Here is a 25,413-nt window from a genome sequence, read left to right on the forward strand (position 1 = left end):
TCGAAGTTTCATTACCAGTTGCGCGGAATATTAGAAAGGGCGGGTTTTGTTGAATATTGATTTTCATACACATGTGAAATTAGCAAAACGGGTTGATTTTGATCTTTCATTTTTTTATGAGATGGTCTTGAATGCGAAGGACGCGGGCTTAACAGCATTTGCGATGACCGAGCATTTTAATACGAAACACTTTTACGATCTGTATGGGCAGCTTGATCGCCAGTTTGACTACAAAGGCCATTATTTTGATGTCGATGGTTTTAAAGTCTTTACAGGAATGGAAATCGATGTAAAGGAAGTTGGGCATATTTTATTTATCGGCTATAGAGCGGATTTGTTAGACATCCGCCATCATCTTGAGCACCATACGAAGAAGGATGCATTTATATCGTTTCCAACACTGCTCGACATGGGGGAATCCTACGATCTTTTGATGATTGGCGCACATCCATTACGGAAATCGACGCCATTGCACCATCATGATCCAGCGTTGCTAAAACGATTGCACGCTTTTGATTTAAACGGGAAAGATATGTTCGAATTCGGTGTTGACAAGATGCAATTGGAAGTGCGGGCATTTGCCGATCAGATTGGTCTTCCAGTCGTTTGTGGCAGTGACTCGCATCATCCCATTCAAATGGGTGTTGTGGAAAATATGCTTCAAAGAGATTGTGAAACGGCGGGTGAATTGCGAGATGTGATTATGAAAAAGCAATATAAGCGCCAGATTTCCCCCATTCTTCAAACGAAAGTGAATGCGGCGAAAATTGTGAAGAGAAAAATGAAAGATGAATATATGGCCTTACAGCGATAATGGTTAAAAGCGGCAGGTAACAAAAATGGGATGTTTTTTGTTATCTGCACTTTTTGTTCCGCCTGAACAGACTGACTGGCCAATATGGCTCTGTATGTTATGTTGTTAAATGAATGGTAGTTTTTCTAATACAATATTGTTTTCAAACCAACCAAAACATGTCGATTCTCCCCCTAAGGAAATAATCGACATGAATTGTCACGGACCTCTGCTTATCTCGATTGTAGAGACGTATATTGCGGGCGTCCGGAAAAACTCAACGTTTCAAGATCGAAAGCGGAACAGTATATGATCTCTAATTTTCATTTTTGATTGATTACCTTTGAAACAGGACAAACTGCCCGCGATTCAACTGTATAAAAAAAGCATTTTTCATCACAACCCGATGTGCGCGTGTTGTGTGCGCAAGCAGTTTTTACCGATGTTAACGCACGCCTTTCATATACTTTTGAATCAAAGGAGTAACGATGAACAGAATGATACTTATTAGAATGGCCATTCCGCCAATGACTCCAAAGTACAGCATTTCTGTTTCGGGTTGATAGAATTTTACGATCTGGGCGTTCAGCCCTTGCGCGGCCGCATTGGAAAGAAACCATAGACTCATTGTTTGGGCTGAAAAAGCAGCCGGTGCCAGCTTGGTTGTGGCAGATAAACCAACAGGCGACAAGCATAATTCACCAATGACAACGATCAAATAACTGAGTACGAGCCATATGGGATGGACCAAAGAATGTTCACCGCCAAAATGAGCCGGCAATAAAATGACAAGGAAGGAAAGACCCGCGAACAATAATCCCAAAGAAAATTTTTGGGGGATGGAAGGCTGGCGTTTTTCCAGCTTCACCCATAACCAGGCAAAGACAGGCGCTAACAGTATGATAAATAACGGATTCAATGATTGAAACCATGCGGGAGAAAGATGGATTCCCGCAATCTCCAATTGGGTCCGTTTATCCGCAAAGTTGGCAAGAATGGTTGAGCCTTGCTCTTGGATGGACCAAAACATGACTGAAGCCAGGAACAGCGGGATAAAGGCCAGAACACGGGAACGCTCCACTTCCGTTGTTTTCGGACTGCGATACATGACAATAAAATAGATGGCTGGAATAAGGAATCCCAATAAACCTACAAGAGCGATAAAAGATTCAATCGTAAGCAAACCCGCCGGGATTGTTACCGCTAACATAATCCCCAATAGAACGACAGCCCCGCCAATTACCATATAGACCTTTCGCTTCTCGGCTGGGGATAAAGGATTGGCGACATATGTGCCTGCCAGCCCCAAGCTTCTCTTTTTCGTGACCAGAAAGATGATAAGCCCAATCAACATTCCGATTGCGGCAAACCCAAATCCTAGGTGAAAACTATAGTTCATAACAGAACCAACAATTAATGGCGACAAGAAACCGCCTAAGTTAATTCCCATGTAAAAAAGACTAAATCCAGCATCACGGCGATCATCCTTTTCACTATAAATATCACCGACCATTGCTGATACATTCGGCTTGAGCAATCCGGTCCCGATCACGATCAGAATCATGGAAACAAAGAACATTGTTACATTTCCCGGAATTGCCAATACAATATGGCCAAACATAATCAATATTCCACCGTAAAATACAGCTTGGGACGTACCGAATATTCGATCAGCTAGCCAACCACCGATAACACCTGACATATAAACGAGCGAACCATAGATGGACATGATGGCAAGAGCTGTCTGTTCATCAAGACCTAGACCGCCTTTGGATACTTCATAGTACATATAAAAAACAAGGATGGCCCTCATCCCGTAATAGGAAAAGCGCTCCCAAAACTCTGTAAAAAAGAGAGTAAAAAGACCTTTAGGATGTCCAAAAAACCCCGTTTGAGGGACGCTTGAAACAATTTTTTGTTTGTCGACTACAGACATTTCTACACCCTCCATTATTATATTAAAGTAGTAATGGTTATATAGTTGATAAAGAGTAAATCATTTCGAAATATTATAGTATTTTTTATTACTTTTCCCTTCATAACCCTTTTTCTAACAAGTATCAATGCAATTTTCAAAAAAAAAAAAAGCATCTTCTCCGAATGATATTTGGAAGAAGATGCTGTTTGTTTACCAATAGGGTTTTGCCGGGAATCATGATCATATGACCGTCCCTTCAGTTTCCCGAGAAGTATGAGTCTAAATATAAAAGGATGGATCAACGAAACATTTTTTTCGCTGTCCATCCCTTTTTTCGACTATGAATATGTAGTTCTTAATGTGATACCGGGTATACGTCTATAACACTTCCAGTGTACGCGTCAGCGATGAACTCAAACTGTTGTGAATTCCCATTTTGCTTATGGGAAACGCCGCCGCGGTACACCTTTGTTTTAATTCCGTGTTTTTCAAACTCTTCTGGTTTAAACTTAATCCATGATCCGTCCACTTCACCTGTTTGTTTAAAAGCGTTTTTCACATCTGCCAATACTTTTCCTTCTGGTACAAGACAATTTTTTCTTACGGCTTCACTTGCAAAATAGCCCGCAATGACCCCGGCGCCAGCTCCAAGTACAAATGTTTTCCAGTTCATATTCTGCACCTCCAAAATATCACCATACATTAAGTATACAGGAAGAAGACAGGCAGTTCGACCATAAATCACAGGATTCCTATTTCTGACAAAAACGATTTAATGGTAAAATGAAATAAATATCCGAAAAGGGGTTGAAGAATTGGAGAAAGATACACTCGCTCTTTTTCAAACGCTGACGGAGCTTCCGGGCGCACCGGGAAATGAGCACCAAGTCAGGGAATTTATGCGCAAACAGCTTGAGAAATATGCTGATGAGGTAGTACAAGACAGGCTGGGCAGTATTTTTGGGATCAAAACCGGCGACAAATCGGGTCCTAAAATAATGGTCGCGGGTCATATGGATGAAGTTGGCTTTATGGTGACACAAATTACAAAAAACGGGATGATCCGTTTTCAGCCTCTGGGTGGTTGGTGGAATCAGGCAATGCTTGCCCAGCGGGTTCAGGTCATCACTGACGACGGGCCGGTAATGGGAGTTATCGGGTCTATTCCGCCGCACTTGCTTACCGAGGAACAAAGGAAAAAACCAATGGAGATCAAAAATATGATCATTGACATTGGGGCGGATGATCGTGAGGATGCCGAAAAGATAGGGATTAAACCGGGACAACAAGTAATTCCAGTCTGTCCATTTACACCGCTGGCCAACCCAAAGAAAGTGATGGCCAAGGCGTGGGATAATCGTTACGGATGCGGGCTGGCCATCGAGCTGTTAAAAGAACTGCAAAATGAAAAACTGCCAAATATTGTCTACTCCGGTGCTACGGTTCAGGAAGAAGTTGGTCTTCGTGGCGCGGCATCAAGCGCGAATATGATTAAGCCTGATCTCTTCTTTGCACTTGATGCGAGTCCGGCCAACGACATGACGGGAGATGAGAAAGAATTCGGCCACATTGGAAAAGGGGCATTGCTTAGAATTTTTGACCGCTCAATGGTTATGCTTAAAGGGATGAGGGAGTTTGTTTTGGACATGGCCGAAACACATGACATTCCGTACCAATATTTTGTCTCCCCGGGAGGAACAGATGCGGGCCGTGTACATACTTCCAACGAAGGGGTGCCTAGTGCGGTGATCGGGATTTGCGCACGCTATATCCACACACATGCGTCGATCGTTCATGTTGATGACTATGCGGCGGCGAAAGAACTGCTCGTTCGCCTTGTAAAAGCAAGTGATTGGTCGGCAGTGAAGACGATTCGACAACAATAATGGCATTTAGAAAAGATCAGTAGAGTAGGAGTGGCTTTATGATTGTTGCTGTTGGCTCACAAAACAAGGCGAAATTAAAAGCTGTACAGAGAGCTTTTCAAGAACTGGAAATAGAAGCCGAAATTGTGCCGGTCGATGCGCCATCTCATGTAAGTGCCATGCCTTTTTCCGATGAAGAAACGATACACGGGGCCATCCATCGTGCCGAATTTTGTTTGGAAAATAGTAAAGCTGATGTGGCAATTGGTTTGGAAGGCGGTGTTACGGAAGCTACTTTTGGGTTATTTTTGTGCAATTGGGGAGCATTGGCTGAAAAAGGAAAAAAGCCGCTGCTTGCTGGAGGAGCCCGAATTTTGCTGCCGGAGGAAATTGCGGGTCGCCTGCGCATGGGAGAAGAGTTGGGGCCCGTGATGGACGATTATAGCAAACGGAGCGGGATCAGTTCCAATGAAGGAGCAATCGGCATTTTCACGAATGGGCGAATTGAACGGGCTGAAATGTTCAAACATATTATAAAGCTGCTGATCGGGCAAAGAGAAAAGAAACATTACGTCAAGAAGTAGAGAAACGCGCGGGACACAGTTTGTAACTGCTCCCTGCGCGTTTCATATTTTCCGTTAATTATGTCCATGTCCTAAGGATAAGTACAATGTGGACAACCGTTTGTATTCTCATTTCTATTGTCTATTTGCTATCGGTTCTATTCAACAAATTTCAGGTGATAGGGACCTATTCAATAATATATGAGAGCGCTTTTATTGCTTGGTTCACTGTTTCCACTGTTGCGTTAGCTTTTCGGGACAACTCTTTTAACGGATGGTGGAGATTTTCCGGACGGATTAAGATGAGCGGTTTTCCCAATGCGACGGCAGCGCTCGCGTCCATGGCCGTATTCCACTGCTTGTACTTCTCTCCAAACAGGGCAATAACGAGGTCTGATTTGTGCATAAGGACTTGTGTTCTTAGATTGTTAAAGCTGGAAGCTGCCGCGTCCCGATAGATGGCATTGGGCTGCTCTCCAAGAATTTCTTCACCAATGGCGTCTGAGCGGTCATGATCTTCCATTGGCCCGACAAAGTCGATCGGCAGCTTGAGGGCTTGTGCTTTTTCTTTGATTTCCTCGCGCCATGTGCTGTGGATTTCTCCAGCCAAATATACGGTTAATCTCACGATATTCTCTCCTCCTTTGCATTTACATTTATCATATCATCAACTACGCCTTTTTTCTTGCAAACTCTATTTGCTTTTTTTTGAATAAATAGGATATATATAGGGGCAGGAATGTTAATTACATACGGGAAACACTAGGGGTGCCAAAAGCTGAGAGAGGATTTCCTCAACCCTTTTAACCTGATCTAGGTAATGCTAGCGCAGGGAAGTGGAGAAGATGCGTATTCATATTCTCATGTTTGTTTACGCATGCCTTTTATTAGATGGGTCAGAGCCACTTCTTTTTAAGAAGGGCTCTTTTTTCATGCATGGTGCCTTGTATTTCTCGAAAAAAAAAGAAAGGAGGGCTCATAAGCAACCATTTCAAGAAAGGAGTTTTTAAGATGGGTGAAGCTCTTGTTTTTCAACAAGTATCTTTTGCTTATGACTCGAATGTACACCAGGCTGTACTTCAAGATGTCAGCTTTTCAGTGAAAAAAGGCGAGTTTGTAAGTGTTGTTGGTCCAAGCGGTGCGGGGAAAAGTACACTGTTCCGACTTGTATCAGGGCTTGAGAAGCAAAACAGCGGACGCATTTTGGTGAATGGAAAGGAGCTTTCCGACAGGCAAGGGCACGTCGGATATATGTCTCAAAAGGATGGGCTGCTCCCATGGCTTTCAGTCGTTGATAATGCCGCCTTGCCACTTATATTAAAAGGGTTCAGCAAAAAAGAAGTGTGGCCCGAGGTCATTAAAAAGCTGGAAGCATTTGGTTTGAAGGATGTTGAGCATCGCTATCCCGATGAATTGTCCGGAGGGATGCGGCAGCGTGTTTCGTTTCTGCGTGCCTTGTTGGGCGGGTCTGACTTATTACTACTTGACGAGCCATTCAGCGCACTTGATGCCGTTACAAAAACGGTCATGCATGAATGGCTGCTTGATCAATGGGCTGAATCGGGGAGAACCATTTTGTTTATTACTCATGATGTTGAGGAAGCGCTGTTTCTTTCCGACCGCGTACTATTATTCAGCGAAAAGCCGGTAAGTCATTTGGAAGAAATTCTGGTTCCGCTTGACAGGCCGAGGATGGTCGAGGATTTAAAAGATCCTGCTTTCACCGAATTAAAAGAAAAATTATTGCTTGATTTAAGAAAATTGGTGACGTTATGACTTTTTTAAAAAAATACGGCTTATCGATCCTGCTCGTATTATTGCTTTTAGTTGTATGGGAGATTGGCGCCCGCTTATATGGAAAGCCTTTTATCCTGCCATCACCTTTACAAATTGTGGACAGACTGTGGGAACTCAGAAGCGTTCTTTTTGTTGGACATTTGCCGTCCACAAGTCTGATCATGCTGATTGGCCTCTTATTGTCACTGGTGTTTGGTGTCGGCTTATCCATCTGGATGCATAAGAGTGATATTGTAAGGAAGGCGTTTTTCCCTTTGCTTATCGCTTCGCAAACGATACCCATTATTGCGCTTGCGCCGATATTCGTCCTTTGGTTTGGCTATTCCCTTTGGAGCAAAATCGTTGTGACCGTGCTCATCACTTTTTTTCCGATTACGGTTAATACGTTTGACGGTCTGCGGTCCGCCGATATTCACTTAAAAGAAACACTTCAAGCGATGGGGGCCACAAAACGACAGATATTTTATAAGGTGGAGCTTCCGTCGGCATTACCCCATTTCTATTCGGGATTAAAAGTAGCCGTTACATTGAGCGTCATCGGAGCGGCCATCGGGGAGTGGCTGGGAGCTGACAAGGGGCTTGGATACTTTAGTCGAAGAATGATGACACAATTTGATGGAGCGGGAGTGTTTGCGCCAATCGTTCTGTTATCGCTGACGGGCATTATGTTGTTTTTGCTTGTCGCTTGGCTTGAAAAAATAACGATGAAATGGAGAAATATAAAATGAGAAAGAGAATTGTATTCTATTGCGCATTATTCGCTGTAATGCTGCTTTCGGCATGTGGGGGAGAACAGGGGGAAACTGCTTCCAGCCCAGATAAAACGAAGGAAACGGATAAAGAATTACAATCTTTTGACATTATGCTGGACTGGTATCCCAACGCCGTCCATAGTTATTTATATGCTGCAAAGGAAAAAGGTTTTTTTGAAGAGGAAGGACTGGATGTGAACATCCGTTTTCCTGCCAATCCAACGGACCCTATTAATCTGGCAGCTACAGGAGATATTGAACTTGGCATCGGTTATCAATCTGATGTGATCACGGCAAGGGCTGATGGGGTACAGGTAAAATCGGTCGCTGCGATTGTCAGAAGTCCGCTCAATCATATTATTTATTTGAAAGACAGTGATATAAAGAGACCGAAAGATTTGGAAGGAAGAACAGTCGGCTGGCCGGGAACGCCGCTTAATGAACCGCTCGTACAAACAATCGTGGAGTCTGATGGCGGAGATATGAGCAAGGTGAAGATGACGGACGTCGGTTTTGAGCTGAATGCGGCGATTGCGACAAAGCGGGTGGATGCGGTTACCGGTGCTTTTATCAATCATGAAGTCCCTATGCTTGCCAACCAAGGAGTAGAAACGGAGCATTTTAATCCAGTAGATTATGGTGTTCCAAGTTACTACGAGCTGGTGTTTGTCACAAATGATGATACATGGAAAGAAAAAGAAGATTCAATCCGTTCTTTTTGGAAGGCGGCTTCAAAAGGGTATGAGTTTATGAAAGAAAACCCGGAAGAAGCGCTGGAAATTTTATTAAACAATCAGGACGATGAAAACTTTCCTCTCAACAAAGAAGTAGAACAGGAAAGCTTGAATATTTTGCTTCCAAAAATGGAAAAGGAAAACGAAGCGTTTGGAAGTCAGTCGGAAGATTTATGGAATGAAGTCATCCAGTGGCTGGAAGATACGGATTATGTGGAAAAAGCTCCTCCAGCAGAGGAGATGTATATCAATATTGTTGAATCATAATCTTTCTATTGGCACCTCCCATTGTGTGGGGGTGTTTTCTTTGTTTATGGGGAAAAATATGAAATAAAAGATAGACAAAAAATACAGTTGTCTTTACACTAGTTAAGTGGACTTGTATTTATTTTTTTACAGGAGGATTTGGCGTTGAAACAATTTCTCGACAGGAAAGGTGTCCATTTAACTGCAAAAGCTTATGTAATTGATGCGTTAAGTTATATGGCGCTCGGACTTTTTTCTTCTTTGATAATCGGTTTGATTATGAAAACGGTTGGTGAACAACTCGGATGGCCATTTTTCGTTGAAATGGGCGAAATGGCGATGGGATTAATGGGGCCGGCAATCGGAGTGGCGATTGCCTTTGGGCTTGGCGCGCCACCTTTAGTCATTTTTGCGGCAGTGGCAACTGGTGCGGCCGGTGCTGAATTTGGCGGTCCCGCAGGAAGTTATGTGGCCGCGTTAATGTCAACGGAAATTGGAAAAATGGTTAGCAAGGAGACGAAAGTTGATATTATTGTTACTCCACTTGTTACTATTTTTACCGGATTTGCCGTGGCAAAGTTCGTGGGAGCGCCCATTTCGACATTTATGACGGTCTTCGGAAGCTGGATCATGTGGGCTACAGACCAGCGTCCGATCGTCATGGGGATAGTGGTCGCCACATTGATGGGACTTGCTCTCACGGCTCCCATTTCCAGTGCGGCTATCGCTTTGATGCTTGATTTGAATGGACTTGCCGCCGGCGTTGCCACGATTGGCTGCAGTGCACAGATGGTCGGATTTGCGGTGGCAAGCTACAGGGAAAATAAAGTGGGAGGTTTGCTTGCTATCGGGATTGGGACTTCCATGTTGCAGGTTCCGAATATTATTCGCTATCCGCTTATATTAATTCCACCGACAGTTGCCGGCATCCTATTGGCTCCAATTGGGGCGACCGTATGGAGAATGACCAGCAATGCCGCTGGAGCCGGTATGGGAACGAGCGGTTTTGTCGGGCAGATCATGACATTTACAACGATGGGATTTTCAACAAGTGTTCTGATCCAAGTCATTGTACTCCATGTTATTGGTCCGGCTGTGATAAGCTTAATCATATCAGAATATATGAGAAAGCGCGGCTGGATTAAACCTGGCCAGATGCTTATAAATGCTGGAGGGAAGTAATATGGAAAAACTGCAATCAAAAGAACAATTTGAGCAATTGAAGAATGAAGAACGTGCCATCTTTATGTTTTCCGCCGACTGGTGTCCGGACTGTAAGGTGCTTGAACCTGTATTGCCGCGGTTAATAGCGGATTATCCGGAATATCATTTCGTATACGTCGATCGGGATGAATTTCTTGAACTATGCCAAGAAATGGATATCTTTGGTATTCCAAGTTTTGTCGCATACCATGACGGGAAAGAAGCAGGAAGGTTTGTAAGCAAAGACAGAAAAACGCTGGAAGAAATCGAGGACTTTATAAACGGCCTGTCTGAGTAAGTGTGAAGGAGCGCTTTTTCGCTCAGCTTTCAGCGAAAGTCGGCAAGAATTCGCCGGAGCTGTTACAACGCTGGACAGTTTTTTTCAAAAGCTTGCGGTTGGAAGGAAGCGTGCTTCACTTTTTTATGTATCGCAATCTCTTTCGATGGCCGAGCGCTTTGTGATCGTTCATGCTTCAATGCGCGGCGCCTTCCGGTATTGTGTACAATCAGTAATATTATGATAAGATAGATGATGATAGAAGAATATTGCGAAATACTTTCTGCTGGGGGAGCCTTGACGGCTGAGAAGTAAACCCTTTGAACCTGATCCGGTTTATGCTGGCGTAGGGAAGCAGGCTGCTTTGTCATTGTTTTAAAAGCCGCTGCCTTCCTGCGTGAAGAGCGGCTTTTTTCACGTTTGGAACGTAATAAAGTGTCAGGGATGGAAGTAGCTCTATGTAATTGATATGCCAGTTGTGACGGGGAATCATCGGCCTAAGGCGCACTCGCCAGGGATTTTCATCCATATATAGAAAGGAAGAATTATCATGCTAAGTATACAAAATGATTTGAGCGCAAGTGTTGATCAGAGGCAAAGTGAATTACTGGATATTTTAAAGGATTTAGTTCGTTATCCAACGGTTAGTCCTCCTGCGAGGAATACGAGGGAAGTCCAACAATATATTGAATCGTTTTTACAGCAGGTACATTTCGAAACAGATAGCTGGGACGTTTACGAGAATGATCCGAATGTGGTTGGGATCAAGAAGGGGACCGAGGGGGAGCGTTACAACAGTTTGATTATCAATGGCCATATTGATGTAGCGGAAGTAGGGGATCAAAGTGAATGGACTGTCCCTGTTTTTGACATGATAACCAAGAACGGTTTTGCTTATGGTCGGGGCGTTGCGGACATGAAAGGTGCAATGGCGGCAGCGCTTTTTGCTTTTAAATTGTTAAATGAGCATGGTATTGAGCTGAAAGGTGATTTGCAATTCCAGTCGGTAATTGGGGAAGAAGTGGGAGAAGCCGGAACACTTTCTTGTATTGAACGGGGATACTCAGGTGATTTTGCCCTTGTCATGGATGTGAGCGATAGTGAAATCCATGGGCAGGGAGGAGTGATAACTGGCTGGATCACCGTGAAAAGCCGTGAGGTTTTCCACGATGCTATGCGTCTACATATGATTCATGCCGGCGGTGGGGTATATGGAGCGAGCGCCATAGAAAAAATGATGAAAATCATTGCCGGGTTGCAGGAATTAGAACGCCATTGGGCGATAACCAAGCACTATCCGGGCTTTCCGGCTGGGGCGAACACCATTAATCCAGCCGTAATTGAAGGAGGAAGGCATCCCGCATTTATAGCAGATGAATGCCGTTTGTGGGTGACCGTTCATTATTATCCGAATGAAACATATGAGTCTGTTACTGCTGAGATCGAAAGCCATATTCGCCGTGTCGCTGAGGCTGACCCTTGGCTAAAAGACAATCCTCCGCAGTTCCGCTGGGGTGGCCGATCCATGATCGAGGAAAAGGGTGAAATTTTTCCGGCTCTGGAGCTGAACGAAAGTCATCCCGCGATTAAGAGGCTGCAGCAGTCTCATCAACACGTATGGCAAACGGCTGCAAAAACAGGGATGTCCAAAACAGTTACGGATGGAGGCTGGTTCCAGGAAGCGGGAATCCCTTTAGCTATTTACGGGCCGGGAACAGTGGAAGAAGCTCATTCCGTGGATGAAAAAATAAACATTGAACAGTTATGCAAGTTTACGAAGACTTTGTTGCATTTCATGGTTGAGTGGTGTAATACGAAAAAAGAGTAAAGCGTTCATTCTTTTAGCCCGTGTCATTTTGATGTATGATGGATGGTAGCGTATTTTACCCAGGGAGGGTCTTTCATTGAAAATGAATGAGCGAAAACTAAAAGAAGAGCTTGAGGCGCGGCTAAGCAAAGAAGGCCGGACGATTACATATGATCGAAAAAAAGAATTATTGCGTGTTGAAAATGCGGAAAATGGCAAAGGGATTGATATTTCCTTGCCGGGAATCGTTGCCAAATGGCATGAGCGCAAGGAAAAAGCGATTGATGAAGTCGTTTATTACGCCGAAGAAGCGCTTGGTGTCATGGATCGGGAACAAGTTGTTGCCGGAAGTGAAAAAAATATTTTTCCCGTGATTCGCTCCACCTCATTTCCCGTTGAATCCGAAGACGGCAATAAGTTTCTTACCGATGAGCATACGGCAGAGACAAGAGTGTATTATGCGCTCGACCTTGGAAAAACATATCGCCTGATTGATGATGAGTTTATACAGAAAGAGGGTCTCGATCCGCACGAAATCCGGGAAATGGCACGATTCAATGTCCGCTCGCTTCCGACGGCCATGAAAAAAGACGAGGTGGCCGGAAACGAGTTCTACTTTCTGAATACAAATGACGGATACGACGCAAGCCGAATATTAAACGAAAAGTTTTTAGAAGAAACGGCAACAAATATAAAAGGGGAAATGGCTGTGGCGGTTCCTCATCAAGATGTTCTCATCATCGCCGACTTGCGGAATGAGACCGGCTACGATGTACTGGCGCAAATGACGATGAGCTTTTTTACAAATGGCCTTGTACCCATTACGGCGCTCTCATTTATATATGAAAAAGGCAAACTTGAGCCGATATTTATTATGGGTAAAAATAGAAGAGTAGACAATGGAAAGGGGAACAATACATGAATGTATTTTATAACCGTGAAGGAATTGGCGATACGTTAATGATCGTGTTGAAGGATGTAGACCGGGAAAAGTTTCAATTTGAACGAAAAAGGGATGCGGTCCGGATCTTTGACGGGGAAACGAATGTAACAGGAGGGTTCAACCTTTTTCACGCATCCAAATACATAGATATTGATGCAAATGGAAAAGTGGAACTGACCGAGCAATTGGTGAAGAACATCGAGAAGGCGCTGGCAGAAAACGGAATGGAAGAGAAGTTGGAAGCAGATCTTTCACCAAAGTTTGTTGTCGGGTTCGTTAAACAGAAAGAAAAGCATCCGAATGCAGATAAACTAAGTGTCTGTCTCGTCGATGTCGGGTCGGAAGAACTGCAAATCGTTTGTGGGGCTCCCAACGTGGAAGCAGGCCAAAAGGTTGTCGTGGCCAAAGTGGGTGCCGTCATGCCAAGCGGCATGGTTATCAAGGATGCGGAGTTAAGGGGAGTGGCTTCCAGCGGAATGATTTGCTCGGCACGTGAGCTCGGTCTCCCAAATGCACCTGAGAAAAAAGGCATTCTCGTATTAGAAGACGATCAATATGAAACGGGTCAAGCCTTTGCATGATTGATAAAATGTGAACAAACAACGAACCCCGTTTGAAATAAAGCGGGGTTTTTTTCATGGGTGATGAAATGTAGAGCGCTGTATGTTATGATGTTAACCGTTGGTAAAAGTTTTCCAAATGGATGATAGAATAGTATATCGTTTTTCTTGTGATGTTTCTAAATCAACTGAGGATGGCTTACATAGAATGATCACGATATACTAGAATCCCGAAATTGGCAATCATCCACATTGGCTGGTTTTGATATACCGGCCGCCTCCAAAAAACTGGCAAATCGCATGGTTGGTAAAGGCCATGAATAGACAAAGGCAGGAGATCAACATGTTAAAAAGGTTAATAGTTGCTGCTGATGGATCCAATAATTCGCTCCGTGCAGCAGAGAAAGCGGCACTACTTGCGCAAATGTCCGAAGGTATTGAAGTAGAAATTATTTACGTAGTAGACTTTTCAAAAGCGAAAAGTGAGGTGCTTCAGAGCCAAAATATTGAAGAATTGGAAGCGGAACGCAGGAAAAAATTGATTCCTGTAGAAGAAGTTTTCAAGAATGCCAACATTTCCCATACACTCACCATGCTCCATGGCGATCCAGGACCGGCGATCGTGGAATATGCCAATAAAAGCTCATGTGATATGGTGATTGTCGGTAGCCGCGGGCTCAATACACTCCAGGAAATGGTGCTTGGCAGCGTCAGCCATAAAGTCGCCAAAAGAGTGAAGGCACCTGTTTTAATCGTAAAATAAATATATAACTTAAAAAGCTGATTTCCCTTAAAGCGGAAATCAGCTTTTTTTGAGTCGCGCTGATTACATTTGTTGCATTTTTTTTCTTCTGGTCAAACCTAACTCGGCCCGCTCTTTGCGCAGAGCCTTGTAAATCGAGAGCATCATTAAAATCATGATTATTGAAAAAGGCAAGGCCGCTATGATAAGCGCGTTTTGCAACGCATCCAGACCGCCGCTGTAAAGGAGAATGGCAGCCATGGCAGCCAGCATGATACCCCAGACGATCTTCACACTGTTTGGCGGTGTTAAAGAACCGTAGGATGTCTGCATTCCAAGTACGAAGGTTGCCGAATCCGCCGAAGTGATGAAAAAGGTTCCGATCAAAATGAGAGCCACTATTGAAAGAATGGCGGAAAAAGGCATTTGATTAAATACAGCAAATAAAACTTCCTCCGTGGCGTATTCTGTTAAATCAATAGCGCCGGCCTGTTGAACATCAATTGCTGTGGAACCAAAGGCCGCGAACCAAATAAAGCTGACAATGACCGGAAGGATTAACACACCAATCATAAACTCCCGAATTGTCCGGCCCTTTGATACACGGGCAATAAAAATGCCGACGAACGGCGACCAAGATATCCACCATGCCCAATAGAAAATGGTCCAGTCGTTTATCCACTCGCGGGAGCCGGGTTCAAGTGGAGCAATTCGCAAGCTCATTTGAATAATGTTTTGGATATAGGCTCCAACGGTATCCGTAAACATGTTTAAAATAAACAGGCTGGGGCCAAGGATAAAGATGAGTACTAATAACACGACCGCCAGTACCATGTTCGTATTGCTCAAATACTTAATTCCTTTACTTAAACCGGACCAGGCAGACATTAAAAACAATGCCGTGACGATGACAATAATGATCAGTTGTATGAGAAAGTTGTTTGGAATGCCCAGCAAATATGAAAGACCACCATTGATTTGCGCAGCGCCAAAACCGAGTGTCGTCGCCACTCCCACAACGGTGACTGTCACCGCAATAATATCTATCAACATGGGAAGTCGACCTCGGGCATATTTGCCTAAAACGGGACTGAGCGTTGCGCTAATCAAGCCTGGTGTTCCTTTGCGGAAATTAAAATAGGCCAGGCAAAGGCCCACCAGGGCATATATGGACCATGCGTGAATTCCCCAATGAAAGAAAGTAAATCTCATTGATTCTTTAATGGCGGCGTCTGTTCCAGGATCAGACATGGGTGGGACATCAGCGTAGTGGGATATAGGTTCGGCAGTTCCCCAAAAAACGAGGCCGATACCCATTCCTGCGGAAAAAAGCATGGCGAACCATGTTGGTTTGGAGTATTCGGGCTTTTCCCCTTCTTTTCCCAGCTTGATGGCACCTACGGGGCTAAAAATGAGGAAAAGACAAAACGCAACAATGACAGTAACCAAGATTAAATAATACCAGCCAAAACTAGAGGTAATCATAGATTTTATAGAAAAAGTAGCTGCTTCAAATTGACTGGGGGCAATTACCCCGAATAAAACCGCAACCAATAGTATGGCTGTTGATACCCAAAAAACACTAGAGACTTTACTCCACAAAACTTTTTCTCTCCTTCCATTTATGGAGATGCTTCGGACTGCTATCAACATGTTTTACCTTAACAATGATGGCGAGGCAATTCAAGGGATGAGAATTTTTAAGAATATTTGAAAAACAGATGCAAATCTATTAAAAAGTGCTTTATGCCATATGTTATCAACTTTAACCGGCAGTAAAGCGCCACTCCAAAAAGTCGAGATAAAATGAAAATGGTAAGTGTAGGATCAACTGCCAGTAAAAGCCCGCTTGGCTTGGATCGGCAAAACGCATCGCACGAAGAAAAAGCCGTAAGTTTTTTCGATGATGTCGCACAAGGGCGGGCGTTTTGATTTACAGGATGACGAGCGCGAGCGAAACGACAGGACAAGGACAGCTCCCTCCACATCGTCATCGCATTAAGAACAATTGTAAGTTTTTTTGATGATCTCGCTGCTTGAGCTTGCCAAAAGCCCGCTTGCGATCTCACTTTGTTCAATTGTTGTCAACGAGAATATAAGCAGATGTTGAGCGAGTTCACTTTATTAGTTTTTTCAAAAAAAGGTTTATTATGAGCCGGCTGTTACATTCATCGTTTTCAAAGCGTGACGACACCGTCAAGTATAGCCAAATGCAGAGCCATTTTTTGTATTTCGCCTGCTATTGGATTTACAATAAAAAGAAAACAAAGGAAGAGGGACTATGTCAAAAATTATGATTGTCGAGGACGATCCGAAACTGGCAGATCTTTTGCGGACCCATCTTGAAAAATATGGTTATGCTGTTGTATTGATCGACCATTTTGACGCCATTTTGGAATATTTTATGAAAGAAGAACCTGATCTTGTTCTATTGGATGTGAATTTACCAAGCTTTGACGGCTTTTACTGGTGCAGACAAATTCGCAATGTGTCCACATGTCCCATTTTATTCATATCGGCACGCTCGGGTGAGATGGATCAAATAATGGCATTGGAACATGGTGCGGATGATTATATTACAAAGCCGTTCCATTATGATGTTGTTACCGCAAAAATTCGCAGCAACTTGCGAAGGGCGTATGGGGAATATGCGCCGCAAATGGAAGAACGAATTATAAAGAAGGAGGGACTCTCCCTTTATATAGAAAGAATGGAAATCCATTTTAACGGTTTGGAAGTCTCTGTAACGAAAAAAGAAGCGGTTTTGCTTGAAATGCTCCTCAAGCGATGTCCGCGAGTCGTCAGTCGTGAAACCTTATTGGAAAAGCTGTGGGATGATCAATCTTTTGTGGACGATAATACATTGAATGTGAATATAACCCGTGTCCGAAAAAAACTGAATGAGCTTGGGATTGACAATGCGATCGAGACGATACGGGGGGAAGGATACCGGATCGTTCCCACATGGGGAGGCGAAGAAGCGTAAATGAAACTGTTTATTCGGGATCATATCCCTTTCATGTTTGTCGTCATTGTTCAGCTTTTGGCTGTCTTGTTCATTATTTGGCTTGATGGTTACCGGCATATATCCGTTGCTATTTATGCGTTGTTTATCGGGCTGTTTATTTTCGGCTGTTATTTATTGTATCGCTATATCAGTCATAAGGCATTTTATGAACGATTATCTTCCAGTCTTCATTATTTGGAAGAAGTCAATCAAACATACGGAGATGCTCCTCTTCCCGTTGCCCTGGGCAATTTGTTGAAATCTCAATATGTTTATTACATCAATCGGCTCAACAGCTATGAGGAACAGCGAAATACACACGCGACATTTATCAATCAATGGGTTCATCAGATGAAAACACCGCTTTCCGTCATCGAATTATTAGTTCAGGAAGAAGATAATCCGCAATTTTCCAGTATTCGCGAAGAGGCTTACAAAATTGGAAAAGGACTTGAAATGGTATTATATGCGGCACGGCTTGATACCTTTGAACATGACTTCAAGGTAGAGCGTGTTTCATTAAAAAAGCTGGCTTTACAGTCGGTTCATGAAAATAAGCGGCTTTTTATTAAAAGCCATGTTTATCCCGAGGTGAAAATGACTGATGATTTAATAGTCGAGTCAGATCAAAAGTGGATGACCTTTATCCTGAACCAGCTCATTACCAACGCCGTGAAATATTCAGGAGAAAGCAATAAAAAAGTAATCGTTGCCGGCTTTCACTGCGATAAAGGGATTTGCCTTGAAATACGCGATCAAGGAATCGGCATCCCGAAAACAGATATTAAGCGTGTGTTCCACCCTTTTTATACCGGTGAAAATGGACGGATATATCGGGAATCGACAGGTATGGGCTTATATCTGGCCAAAGAAGTGTGTGAACGCCTCGGCCATCACATTGATATTGAGTCAGAAGTTGGGGTTGGGACAACCGTTCGCATTACGTTTTGAACAACCTTACGTCATTGTAAGGAAAATGAAAGGTGAACCGATAGATGGAGGCCCCGCTTAACGATTAAGCTTATGATAGTGCCAGTTTTAACACTTGAGTTAAGAAAGGGGTTTTTTTGCATGGAAATGTTACATGTCAAGCAGCTCAGTAAGATATATGACGGAAAAGTACCTTACAAAGCACTTGAGAATATTCATTTCACGATTAATAAAGGGGAGTTTGTCGGCATTATGGGGCCTTCGGGAAGCGGAAAAACAACGCTGCTGAATATGGTTGCCACGATCGATCAGCCGACAACAGGAGAAGTGTTGATCAATGGAAACAATCCGTTTCAACTGACAAATGAGCAATTGGCTCTTTTTCGCCGTAGGCAGCTTGGGTTTGTTTTCCAAGACTTTAATCTGCTTCACACATTAACGGTCGAAGAAAATATTGTGCTTCCGCTCACTCTTGACGGTGAAAAAGTGAAAGTCATGAAAGAAAAGTTGCAAAAAGTCGCTGAAAAACTTGGGATCAGTAAACTGCTAAAAAAGCGCATTTATGAAATTTCGGGCGGACAGGCCCAACGGACGGCGATTGCGCGTGCGATCATTCATTCACCGGATATGCTGCTTGCGGATGAACCGACGGGAAACCTTGATTCAAAATCGTCAAAAGATGTCATGGAAACAATGGAAGAGATTAATCAAAAAGATCAAACAACGATGATGATGGTGACTCATGATCCGATTGCCGCAAGTTATTGTCATCGTGTGATTTTTATTAAAGATGGCAAGCTTTATAATGAAATTCATCGCGGAGACAATCGCCAGGCTTTTTTCCAGAAAATCATTGATGTGTTATCACTATTAGGAGGGGATTCGCATGACCTTTCGACAGTTCGCGTTTAATAATGTCATGCGAAACAAACGGACGTATGCCGGCTATTTTTTAAGCAGCACGTTTGCGGTGATGGTGTTTTTCGTTTATGCCATGTTTGCCTTTCACCCCGCTTTTAATAAAGAAACGATTCATTCAAGCGTCTCGCTTGGATTGCATTTTGCGGAAGCGATCATTTATGTCTTTTCCTTTATTTTCGTGTTATTTTCTATGAGTTCGTTTTTAAAAACACGAAAAAAAGAATTTGGCTTGCTTGTCATGCATGGGATGACAAATATGCAGCTCCGCAGAATGGTGTTCCTCGAAAATGTAATCATCGGTTTTTTTGCAACAATATTGGGGATCGGCCTCGGGATTATTTTTTCAAAAATGTTGCTGTTGGCGGCGGAAAATATATTGGAATTGGAAGAGCCATTACTTTTCTACTTTCCTGTAAAAGCACTCGCTTTAACGTTTGTTTCATTTCTCTTCCTGTTTGTGATTATTTCTTTTGCGACAGTTGTTATTTTAAAAGGGAGCAAGTTGGTTGATTTAATGAAAGGAAGTTCTGTCCCGAAGGCTGAACCGAAAGGATCGTTGCTACTTTCTCTTTTAGCTGCCGTGTTGCTCATCGGTGGATATGTCGCCGCATTGCTTGTGAAAGGTTTGGGGGTGGCGGTGGCGATGATCCCGGTGACAACGGTCGTCATCATAGGGACGTATTTTTTGTTCACGCAGCTCAGTGTCTTTGTGATCCGTGCTTTAAAGAAGAGGCAATCTTTCTTTTGGAAAAAAACGAACCTTGTGCTTTTTTCAGACCTTGCCTACCGAATGAAGGATAATGCGCGTACGTTTTTCTTTGTTGCCATTGTTTCAACTGTTGCTTTTACCGCTATTGGATCGCTTGTCGGTTTTCGGTCGATGGTGACGACTTCGTTAGTGGAGGAAAGTCCCTTCGCGTTTGAATATGTATCAGGGGAAGAGAACAAAAGTGAAACAGAACATGTTTCTTTTATTCGCGATGAATTGGATCAGGAAGGAATTCCTTTTCAAGAAACGAAAGTCGTGGTGAAAGAACTGCTCGCTACAGGTGAGGAATATGATCAGTCCCTCAGTATTGTAAGGGAGTCGGATTATAATAATCTTATTCAAAGTGGTGAATTCGAGCTTAAGAAGGCAAACCTTAGCGGGAACGAAGCGATGGTCGTTTATCCGAAACGTGAATTAAATGGCAGTCAACGAAATGTAGAAAAGGAGAGCCATAAGACGATTGTTCTGAAGAAAAATGAAGTGAGTTTGGAACAAACGACTTCGCAAGAGGCCGGTATATTTCCAGACTATCAAGATTATATCATCGTTGATGATCGCTTGTTTGAAAAGCTGACAAAGATTGAAAATCAAAAAACTTTTTATGCATTTTATACAAAAGATTGGAAGGAAACGAGCGAGATTGGCAAAAAGATCAACAGTGCCATTCAGCCCGAAGGATTTGAAGAGCCCTATCAATTCTTTTCGCTTGCCGCTACGTGGAGCTTTATCAATCAAGCGTTTGGCGCGACGTTATTTATTGGTTTGTTTATAGGAGCGGTCTTTTTTGTCGCCGCAGGCAGCTTTCTATACTTCCGCCTTTACACGGATTTGGATGAGGAAAAGCGCAAGTTTGCAGCGATCGGGAAGCTGGGGCTGACTCATAAAGAGCTTTCCAAAATCGTTACGATCCAACTTGGCCTTTTGTTCTTCGCTCCCATACTAGTGGCGGTGATTCACGGAGCTGTGGCACTGACGGCATTACACAATATGTTTGATTTTTCACTTGTAAAAGAATCAACACTTGTGCTAGGCAGCTTTTTTGTCATCCAAGTCATTTATTTCCTGTTCATACGAATGGGATATATTCGCAAATTAAAGCGCGCGATCTAGCCACTGTCAGCGGAATATTTGCCGATATGCATTCGCCTTTTCAAGCAATCACTTGCGTGTCACAGTATCCAGCTCAAATGCTTCAATGAGGGGATCGAAACTTAATGAACATTTTGGTTCCCTCCATCTAATGTAGAAATTCATAAAGGGTCCTGTTTTGAATGAATGCTTCAAGACAGGATCCTTTTTGGCTTTATCCCGCATGTAAGGTGCCAAATACACCACTTCAAAATCTTGAGTGAATACAAAAGGTTCAAGTGGGAGAAAACGGCACCTACATGCCCGATTGGTTCAACTAACATTCAGTAGGAGCCCTACTGAATGAAGTTTCACTTTATAAAATATTTTTCAAAGTTTTAATGATCCCGCTATGAAGGCCTTCGTGATAGGAGGTAAACTGAACGAGCAGGTCGACTGTATCCATGTTGTTGTTAAAAAAGATGGGATCGGTTGAAAAATCATCCTCGCTCATATCCCACGCACGCTTTGAACCGCTATAACAAATGCTTCGGTTGCTTTATTTTGCAGTTTGCCGGAAAAATAATCGGTGATTCGCTGCTTCTGTTGTTCTTTCAATGCTTCTATTATGTTGGCAGGGGATGGCGGTTCTTCCGTCATCCGAAGGCCTTGTTCCGGGAGCGAAAAAGGCGCTCCATTCCGGTTGGTGAACTTCATAATGATGATCAGTTTTATTCATGAGGAACTCGCTCGTTATGTATAAATGGCCGGTATTCCAGCAAATAGTATTAGGCTGCCCCGGGTGCTGTGCATCCCATTTTGTTTCTTTCAAATCCTCCAGTACTTGGAGCGTGAGGCCGCGAAACAGTTGAAATTGACGTAATGAATTCACGAAAATCCACTCCTTGCATCATTTTGCACTACATACTACATTCTGTATCGCTGTAATCCTTTATGTCATTCCCAAAAAAATTATTTATTTTTGAACGATTTGGTCCGCATGCGCGTCATAATAAGTGAGAGAACAGCAGAAAGAAAGGAGGCTTGGCTGCGGTTGAACGTGGGCGATGATGAGAAAAGATTGATTCAAGAGGCAAAAAGCGGAAAGGACGAGGCATTCGCCACGTTATTTCAAAGGAATTATCCATTTTTATATAAATATTTAATCAAGCTGAGCCTCCGGCCGGATGTTTCTGAAGATCTGGCCCAGGAAACGATGCTAAAAGCATACGTTCACATACAAAGCTTTAAGGAAGAATCCAAGTTTTCTACTTGGCTTATTTCGATCGCTTCCCGCCTGTTTCTTGATTTACAGCGAAAAGAAAAAAGGCGAAGAAAAATATTTGAAAAGGCAAAAGCTGAAGCCCTTCGGAAAATGAAATGGCAACTTGCCATGAACGGAGAGAGATGGACAGAGAATATGGAGCTGTTCGCTGAACTCGAACCGGAAATGCGGGTACCGATATTATTAAAACATTATTACGGTTACACGTATGCAGAAATCGCTATTATACTTCGGCTGAAAGAAGGAACAGTAAAATCACGCGTGCATCATGGGTTAAAACAATTAAGAAAGGAGTGGCCGACGTGAAGGAGAACAAAGAGTGGATGAAACATTTCACCGAAGACTTGAAAAAAATTGAAAATGCCCAGGACGCCGCAACACCGAGTCGCAATCAAATCATGAATGCCTTGATGGAACGTAAAAAAGCACGCCGGCAAGCGCTGAAGCGTGAGTTGATCGTATTTATATGCACCGCTCTCGTCATTTTCATGTCTTATGTGGTGATCGCATTCAAGTTGCCGAAAGTATTTTTATGGATTCAGGGATTGGCTTTGGCAACGGTTCCGATTATTTACATGGTGGAAAGAAAACGCCGGAATGAATCGGCAGAGGTGGCTGAGATTGATGATGGAGTCTGATAAACTGCTTGTCTTATTGATTCTATCGCCGTTTATGCTGACACAAAGCATCCTTCTCTTCGTGGATGCCAGAAAAAAGGGCGCATATGCCTGGTTTTGGGGACTGTGGGGGCTCATTCAATTGCCGTTTCCAACTATCTTTTATTATTTCTTTGTCGTCAGGCCTTATCGTAAAAAACAAAAGTGAGAGGAGAGTTACACATGACCCCATCTTGGGAATTGATCATTCCACTCATTGTGTTGGATCTCGTATTAATTGTTACAGCGCTTATCAGCTGCGTAAAGGAAGAACATACAAGGGGACCCAAATGGCTGTGGATTCTCATTATTTTATTCATCAGTATACTGGGGCCGGTTTTATATTTTGTATTTGGCAGGCCAAAAAGAGGGTAGGGGTGCAAAATGATATTATCAGCGGAAAAACTGGTGAAAACGTTCAAGCTGCATACAGCAGTTGATCAAGTAAATATCACCATGAAAGAAAAGGAATGTGTCGCTTTATTGGGACCAAACGGATCGGGAAAAACAACAACACTCAAAATGCTTTCCGGCCTTTTAACACCGGATTCCGGCAGGATCATATTTTTGGGGAAGACAAACATCAATAGGCAGCACATCGGCTATTTGCCACAATATCCATCCTTCTTTCCGTGGATGACTGCCGAGCAATATTTGCATTTTTCCGGGAATCTTTCCGGCGTACCGAAAAAAATATTGAGGGAAAGAGTGGAAGAGATGCTTGCTTTTGCAGGTCTGGAAGACGCTAAAAAGAAGCAAATCGGCGGCTTTTCCGGCGGGATGAAGCAAAGGCTTGGTTTGGCACAGGCCCTACTTCATAAACCAAAATTATTAATTTTGGATGAACCTGTTTCCGCTTTGGACCCTACAGGGCGCAGAGATGTATTGATGATGATGAATGAGTTGAAAACGAAGATGTCGATCCTGTTTTCTACCCATGTTCTACATGATGCCGAACAAATTTGTGATGATATTGTCGTGTTAAAAGATGGAAAGGTCAAGTGGGCAGGTCCTCTTTCTTCTTTAAAAAGGGACCATCTGGGCAGTTCCTTTATTCTCGAAACAGAAGAAGACTTGAAGGGGTGGCTTGGGACTAGAAAATATGTAAAGGACGTTTTTTTCCCAACACCCAAAACAGCGCAATTTATGTTGGAAAAACCAAATGACCGCAACCGCCTGCTGACAGAATGTATGGAGAACGGGTTGACGATTACCCGCTTTTCCATATTGGAGCAAACATTAGAAGACGCCTATATGGAGTTGATTCAAGAATGAATATTTTTTGGACATTGTTTAAAAAAGAGTGGCGGGAGGCTTGGCACGATAAAAAACTGATCTGGATGCCGGTTGTTTTATCTTTACTGGCCATCTCACAGCCGATCACCCAGTATTATATGCCCGAAATATTGGATAAGGCGGGAAATCTGCCCGAGGGAGCCGTTATTCAAATTCCGATGCCGTCCGGGGAAGAAGTCCTGGTAGGAACGCTGTCCCAATTTGGGTTGATCGGAACAGCCATCTTTGTCCTTGGCGCTATGAACCTCATTGCCGATGAAAGAAACAGCGGCTCCCTGACACTCATCATGGCGAGGCCGGTACATGCCTTACACTATATCGGAAGCAAGTGGCTCTCCCATGCGCTGCTCTACCTTTTGTCGTTTGCGTTGAGCTACGGACTCGCCTATTATTATACAAATCTCTTATTTAAAGACGTGGCACTTATCCGTTTTATCAAAAGCTTTGCCGCTTACAGCATATGGATTTTATTTGCCTTGACGGTTACATTGTTGGCAGGAACAGTGCTGAAAAAAGCCGCCGGTATTGCTGGTGCCAGTTTGGTTACAGTTGCAGCCATCGCGCTTTCCGGCTCCCTTTTTCCAAAATATATGGGATGGAGTCCAGCCAATGCGCAAGATCAAGCGGGTAGTATGTTAATGACTGGCAAATGGGCGGACTCCTTTGAGACAATGGCAGTAACAAGCATCATTTTACTCGCTTGCATGTTTTGGGCGTCCTGCATTGTGTTTAAAACATATGAAAGCTATTGATATAGCTTGCTTCATCAAAAAACAAGTCCGGCGCTACATTTGTTTTTGGGAAAGACTGTCGAGGCCGGGACATAAGCGAATACGAAATGGGACTGCGACATAAGTTGAAAGCTGATTCATATTCGTAAAAAACGTGAGAATCAAGCCGCATGAAATCAAGGTTTTTAAACCTGATTTCATGCGGTTTATTTCATTTTTACAGGGTTTTGTCCCGTTATTTGTGTAAAAAAAATTCCTATCATCGCTACTCAACATATTTCGCTTTCCTGAGGGATCTTCAACTCGAGCTATTCCCGCAGGAGTCTACATATGTTGACTACGCTAAAAGCTTGCGCATTATACACTGAGACAATTTATCCCGCATGTAAGGTGCCGTAAGACTCCCCCTTCAAAATCTTGAGTGAATACAAAAGGTCCAAGTGTGAGAAAACGGCACCTAAATGCCCGATTGGTTCAACTAACATTCAGTAGAAGCCCTACTGAATGAAGTTTCACTTTATCCCGCATGTAAGGTGCCGTAAGACTCCCC

Annotated in this window: 27 protein-coding genes and 2 riboswitches; of the genes, 22 read left to right on the top strand and 5 right to left on the bottom strand. The window is 43.3% G+C overall.

Annotated elements, in window-relative coordinates; genetic code table 11:
• The first annotated feature begins 49 nt into the window (after positions 1-49).
• Positions 50-814, top strand: coding sequence for a PHP-associated domain-containing protein (locus tag MHB50_RS04025; RefSeq protein WP_340084893.1), 765 nt, complete (start codon positions 50-52; stop codon positions 812-814).
• Positions 815-1,238: 424 nt separating this feature from the next.
• Here the strand turns inward: MHB50_RS04025 and MHB50_RS04030 are convergent, their stop codons facing one another.
• Positions 1,239-2,729, bottom strand: a complete 1,491-nt coding sequence (locus MHB50_RS04030; protein WP_340084894.1) for a peptide MFS transporter — start codon at positions 2,727-2,729, stop codon at positions 1,239-1,241.
• A gap of 337 nt (positions 2,730-3,066) precedes the next feature.
• Positions 3,067-3,384, bottom strand: a complete 318-nt coding sequence (locus tag MHB50_RS04035; RefSeq protein WP_077109986.1) for a PepSY domain-containing protein — start codon at positions 3,382-3,384, stop codon at positions 3,067-3,069.
• A gap of 142 nt (positions 3,385-3,526) precedes the next feature.
• Between MHB50_RS04035 and MHB50_RS04040 the strand changes: the two genes are divergently transcribed.
• The gene (locus MHB50_RS04040; protein ID WP_339162105.1) at positions 3,527-4,597 is read left to right on the top strand and encodes a M42 family metallopeptidase; all 1,071 of its coding nucleotides are present in this window, start codon (positions 3,527-3,529) and stop codon (positions 4,595-4,597) included.
• A 38-nt stretch (positions 4,598-4,635) separates the two neighbouring features.
• The gene (locus MHB50_RS04045; RefSeq protein ID WP_077109988.1) at positions 4,636-5,160 is read left to right on the top strand and encodes a DUF84 family protein; all 525 of its coding nucleotides are present in this window, start codon (positions 4,636-4,638) and stop codon (positions 5,158-5,160) included.
• A gap of 166 nt (positions 5,161-5,326) precedes the next feature.
• On the opposite strand, the gene MHB50_RS04050 is transcribed toward MHB50_RS04045, so the two are convergent.
• Positions 5,327-5,767, bottom strand: coding sequence for a YtoQ family protein (locus MHB50_RS04050; RefSeq protein ID WP_077109989.1), 441 nt, complete (start codon positions 5,765-5,767; stop codon positions 5,327-5,329).
• 126 nt (positions 5,768-5,893) lie between these two features.
• Positions 5,894-5,991, top strand: a riboswitch (TPP riboswitch).
• 159 nt (positions 5,992-6,150) lie between these two features.
• Between MHB50_RS04050 and MHB50_RS04055 the strand changes: the two genes are divergently transcribed.
• The 9 genes from MHB50_RS04055 (at position 6,151) to MHB50_RS04095 (ending at position 14,221) form a co-directional block, all read left to right on the top strand.
• Positions 6,151-6,915 (top strand): ABC transporter ATP-binding protein, encoded by a 765-nt coding sequence (locus tag MHB50_RS04055; protein ID WP_340084895.1) that lies wholly within the window; start codon positions 6,151-6,153, stop codon positions 6,913-6,915.
• Positions 6,912-7,664, top strand: a complete 753-nt coding sequence (locus MHB50_RS04060) for an ABC transporter permease (RefSeq protein WP_205179319.1) — start codon at positions 6,912-6,914, stop codon at positions 7,662-7,664. The genes MHB50_RS04055 and MHB50_RS04060 overlap by 4 nt, the downstream gene beginning before the upstream one ends.
• Positions 7,661-8,689 (top strand): ABC transporter substrate-binding protein, encoded by a 1,029-nt coding sequence (locus MHB50_RS04065; RefSeq protein WP_077109991.1) that lies wholly within the window; start codon positions 7,661-7,663, stop codon positions 8,687-8,689. The genes MHB50_RS04060 and MHB50_RS04065 overlap by 4 nt, the downstream gene beginning before the upstream one ends.
• Positions 8,690-8,833: 144 nt before the next feature.
• The gene (locus tag MHB50_RS04070; protein WP_077109992.1) at positions 8,834-9,850 is read left to right on the top strand and encodes a PTS sugar transporter subunit IIC; all 1,017 of its coding nucleotides are present in this window, start codon (positions 8,834-8,836) and stop codon (positions 9,848-9,850) included.
• A gap of 1 nt (position 9,851) precedes the next feature.
• Entirely contained in the window at positions 9,852-10,169 is a 318-nt protein-coding gene (locus tag MHB50_RS04075) for a thioredoxin family protein (protein ID WP_077109993.1), read from the top strand.
• Positions 10,170-10,426: 257 nt separating this feature from the next.
• Positions 10,427-10,518: riboswitch (TPP riboswitch) on the top strand.
• A gap of 180 nt (positions 10,519-10,698) precedes the next feature.
• The gene (locus tag MHB50_RS04080) at positions 10,699-11,976 is read left to right on the top strand and encodes an acetylornithine deacetylase (RefSeq protein WP_340084896.1); all 1,278 of its coding nucleotides are present in this window, start codon (positions 10,699-10,701) and stop codon (positions 11,974-11,976) included.
• A gap of 82 nt (positions 11,977-12,058) precedes the next feature.
• Positions 12,059-12,877, top strand: a complete 819-nt coding sequence (locus MHB50_RS04085) for a DUF1444 domain-containing protein (protein ID WP_077110009.1) — start codon at positions 12,059-12,061, stop codon at positions 12,875-12,877.
• The gene (gene ytpR, locus MHB50_RS04090; RefSeq protein ID WP_077109995.1) at positions 12,874-13,479 is read left to right on the top strand and encodes a YtpR family tRNA-binding protein; all 606 of its coding nucleotides are present in this window, start codon (positions 12,874-12,876) and stop codon (positions 13,477-13,479) included. The genes MHB50_RS04085 and ytpR overlap by 4 nt, the downstream gene beginning before the upstream one ends.
• A 322-nt stretch (positions 13,480-13,801) precedes the next feature.
• Complete coding sequence (locus MHB50_RS04095; protein ID WP_077109996.1) at positions 13,802-14,221, top strand: universal stress protein; 420 nt, start codon at positions 13,802-13,804, stop codon at positions 14,219-14,221.
• A 63-nt stretch (positions 14,222-14,284) separates the two neighbouring features.
• Here the strand turns inward: MHB50_RS04095 and MHB50_RS04100 are convergent, their stop codons facing one another.
• On the bottom strand, positions 14,285-15,802 hold the full coding sequence (locus tag MHB50_RS04100; RefSeq protein ID WP_139345558.1) for a BCCT family transporter: 1,518 nt from the start codon (positions 15,800-15,802) through the stop codon (positions 14,285-14,287).
• Positions 15,803-16,481: 679 nt separating this feature from the next.
• Here MHB50_RS04100 and MHB50_RS04105 point away from each other — a divergent pair.
• From MHB50_RS04105 to MHB50_RS04120, 4 genes are all read left to right on the top strand, one after another.
• Positions 16,482-17,186, top strand: a complete 705-nt coding sequence (locus MHB50_RS04105) for a response regulator transcription factor (RefSeq protein ID WP_077109998.1) — start codon at positions 16,482-16,484, stop codon at positions 17,184-17,186.
• Positions 17,187-18,158 carry a sensor histidine kinase gene (locus tag MHB50_RS04110; RefSeq protein ID WP_205179310.1) on the top strand — a complete coding sequence of 324 codons (972 nt, stop codon included), beginning with the start codon at positions 17,187-17,189 and terminating at the stop codon, positions 18,156-18,158.
• Between the two features lie 126 nt (positions 18,159-18,284).
• Positions 18,285-19,049, top strand: a complete 765-nt coding sequence (locus tag MHB50_RS04115) for an ABC transporter ATP-binding protein (protein ID WP_321189653.1) — start codon at positions 18,285-18,287, stop codon at positions 19,047-19,049.
• Positions 19,024-20,937: an ABC transporter permease gene (locus tag MHB50_RS04120; RefSeq protein WP_205179309.1), complete on the top strand. Its 1,914-nt coding sequence runs from the start codon at positions 19,024-19,026 to the stop codon at positions 20,935-20,937. Before MHB50_RS04115 ends, MHB50_RS04120 begins: the two co-directional genes overlap by 26 nt.
• Positions 20,938-21,454: 517 nt before the next feature.
• Here MHB50_RS04120 and MHB50_RS04125 read toward each other — a convergent pair.
• Positions 21,455-21,787 carry a DinB family protein gene (locus tag MHB50_RS04125; RefSeq protein ID WP_205179308.1) on the bottom strand — a complete coding sequence of 111 codons (333 nt, stop codon included), beginning with the start codon at positions 21,785-21,787 and terminating at the stop codon, positions 21,455-21,457.
• A 162-nt stretch (positions 21,788-21,949) separates the two neighbouring features.
• Between MHB50_RS04125 and sigY the strand changes: the two genes are divergently transcribed.
• Genes sigY through MHB50_RS04155 form a run of 6 tightly spaced genes read left to right on the top strand, consistent with a single transcriptional unit; the run spans position 21,950 to position 24,884 of the window.
• Complete coding sequence (sigY, locus tag MHB50_RS04130) at positions 21,950-22,486, top strand: RNA polymerase sigma factor SigY (protein WP_236017058.1); 537 nt, start codon at positions 21,950-21,952, stop codon at positions 22,484-22,486.
• The gene (locus tag MHB50_RS04135; RefSeq protein WP_077110003.1) at positions 22,483-22,818 is read left to right on the top strand and encodes a YxlC family protein; all 336 of its coding nucleotides are present in this window, start codon (positions 22,483-22,485) and stop codon (positions 22,816-22,818) included. Before sigY ends, MHB50_RS04135 begins: the two co-directional genes overlap by 4 nt.
• Positions 22,805-23,005: a transcriptional regulator gene (locus MHB50_RS04140; protein ID WP_139345559.1), complete on the top strand. Its 201-nt coding sequence runs from the start codon at positions 22,805-22,807 to the stop codon at positions 23,003-23,005. The genes MHB50_RS04135 and MHB50_RS04140 overlap by 14 nt, the downstream gene beginning before the upstream one ends.
• Positions 23,006-23,019: 14 nt before the next feature.
• Positions 23,020-23,211, top strand: coding sequence for a PLDc N-terminal domain-containing protein (locus MHB50_RS04145; RefSeq protein ID WP_077110004.1), 192 nt, complete (start codon positions 23,020-23,022; stop codon positions 23,209-23,211).
• 12 nt (positions 23,212-23,223) lie between these two features.
• Positions 23,224-24,111, top strand: coding sequence for an ABC transporter ATP-binding protein (locus MHB50_RS04150; RefSeq protein WP_077110012.1), 888 nt, complete (start codon positions 23,224-23,226; stop codon positions 24,109-24,111).
• Positions 24,108-24,884 (top strand): ABC transporter permease subunit, encoded by a 777-nt coding sequence (locus MHB50_RS04155; RefSeq protein ID WP_077110005.1) that lies wholly within the window; start codon positions 24,108-24,110, stop codon positions 24,882-24,884. Before MHB50_RS04150 ends, MHB50_RS04155 begins: the two co-directional genes overlap by 4 nt.
• Positions 24,885-25,413 lie beyond the last annotated feature (529 nt).

The sequence above is a fragment of the Siminovitchia sp. FSL H7-0308 genome (assembly GCF_037980985.1).
GTDB lineage: Bacteria > Bacillota > Bacilli > Bacillales > Bacillaceae_C > Siminovitchia > Siminovitchia thermophila.

Excerpts from the sequence above, each read along its gene's own strand:
- MHB50_RS04105 (WP_077109998.1), top strand. The coding sequence starts at position 16,482 with ATGTCAAAAATTATGATTGTCGAGGACGATCCGAAACTGGCAGATCTT.
- MHB50_RS04085 (WP_077110009.1), top strand. The coding sequence starts at position 12,059 with ATGAATGAGCGAAAACTAAAAGAAGAGCTTGAGGCGCGGCTAAGCAAA.
- MHB50_RS04060 (WP_205179319.1), top strand. The coding sequence starts at position 6,912 with ATGACTTTTTTAAAAAAATACGGCTTATCGATCCTGCTCGTATTATTG.
- MHB50_RS04095 (WP_077109996.1), top strand. The coding sequence starts at position 13,802 with ATGTTAAAAAGGTTAATAGTTGCTGCTGATGGATCCAATAATTCGCTC.
- MHB50_RS04110 (WP_205179310.1), top strand. The coding sequence starts at position 17,187 with ATGAAACTGTTTATTCGGGATCATATCCCTTTCATGTTTGTCGTCATT.
- MHB50_RS04145 (WP_077110004.1), top strand. The coding sequence starts at position 23,020 with ATGACCCCATCTTGGGAATTGATCATTCCACTCATTGTGTTGGATCTC.
- MHB50_RS04140 (WP_139345559.1), top strand. The coding sequence starts at position 22,805 with ATGATGGAGTCTGATAAACTGCTTGTCTTATTGATTCTATCGCCGTTT.
- MHB50_RS04045 (WP_077109988.1), top strand. The coding sequence starts at position 4,636 with ATGATTGTTGCTGTTGGCTCACAAAACAAGGCGAAATTAAAAGCTGTA.
- MHB50_RS04080 (WP_340084896.1), top strand. The coding sequence starts at position 10,699 with ATGCTAAGTATACAAAATGATTTGAGCGCAAGTGTTGATCAGAGGCAA.
- MHB50_RS04155 (WP_077110005.1), top strand. The coding sequence starts at position 24,108 with ATGAATATTTTTTGGACATTGTTTAAAAAAGAGTGGCGGGAGGCTTGG.
- MHB50_RS04075 (WP_077109993.1), top strand. The coding sequence starts at position 9,852 with ATGGAAAAACTGCAATCAAAAGAACAATTTGAGCAATTGAAGAATGAA.
- ytpR (WP_077109995.1), top strand. The coding sequence starts at position 12,874 with ATGAATGTATTTTATAACCGTGAAGGAATTGGCGATACGTTAATGATC.
- MHB50_RS04115 (WP_321189653.1), top strand. The coding sequence starts at position 18,285 with ATGTTACATGTCAAGCAGCTCAGTAAGATATATGACGGAAAAGTACCT.
- MHB50_RS04030 (WP_340084894.1), bottom strand. The coding sequence starts at position 2,729 with ATGTCTGTAGTCGACAAACAAAAAATTGTTTCAAGCGTCCCTCAAACG.
- MHB50_RS04035 (WP_077109986.1), bottom strand. The coding sequence starts at position 3,384 with ATGAACTGGAAAACATTTGTACTTGGAGCTGGCGCCGGGGTCATTGCG.
- MHB50_RS04065 (WP_077109991.1), top strand. The coding sequence starts at position 7,661 with ATGAGAAAGAGAATTGTATTCTATTGCGCATTATTCGCTGTAATGCTG.
- MHB50_RS04120 (WP_205179309.1), top strand. The coding sequence starts at position 19,024 with ATGACCTTTCGACAGTTCGCGTTTAATAATGTCATGCGAAACAAACGG.
- MHB50_RS04055 (WP_340084895.1), top strand. The coding sequence starts at position 6,151 with ATGGGTGAAGCTCTTGTTTTTCAACAAGTATCTTTTGCTTATGACTCG.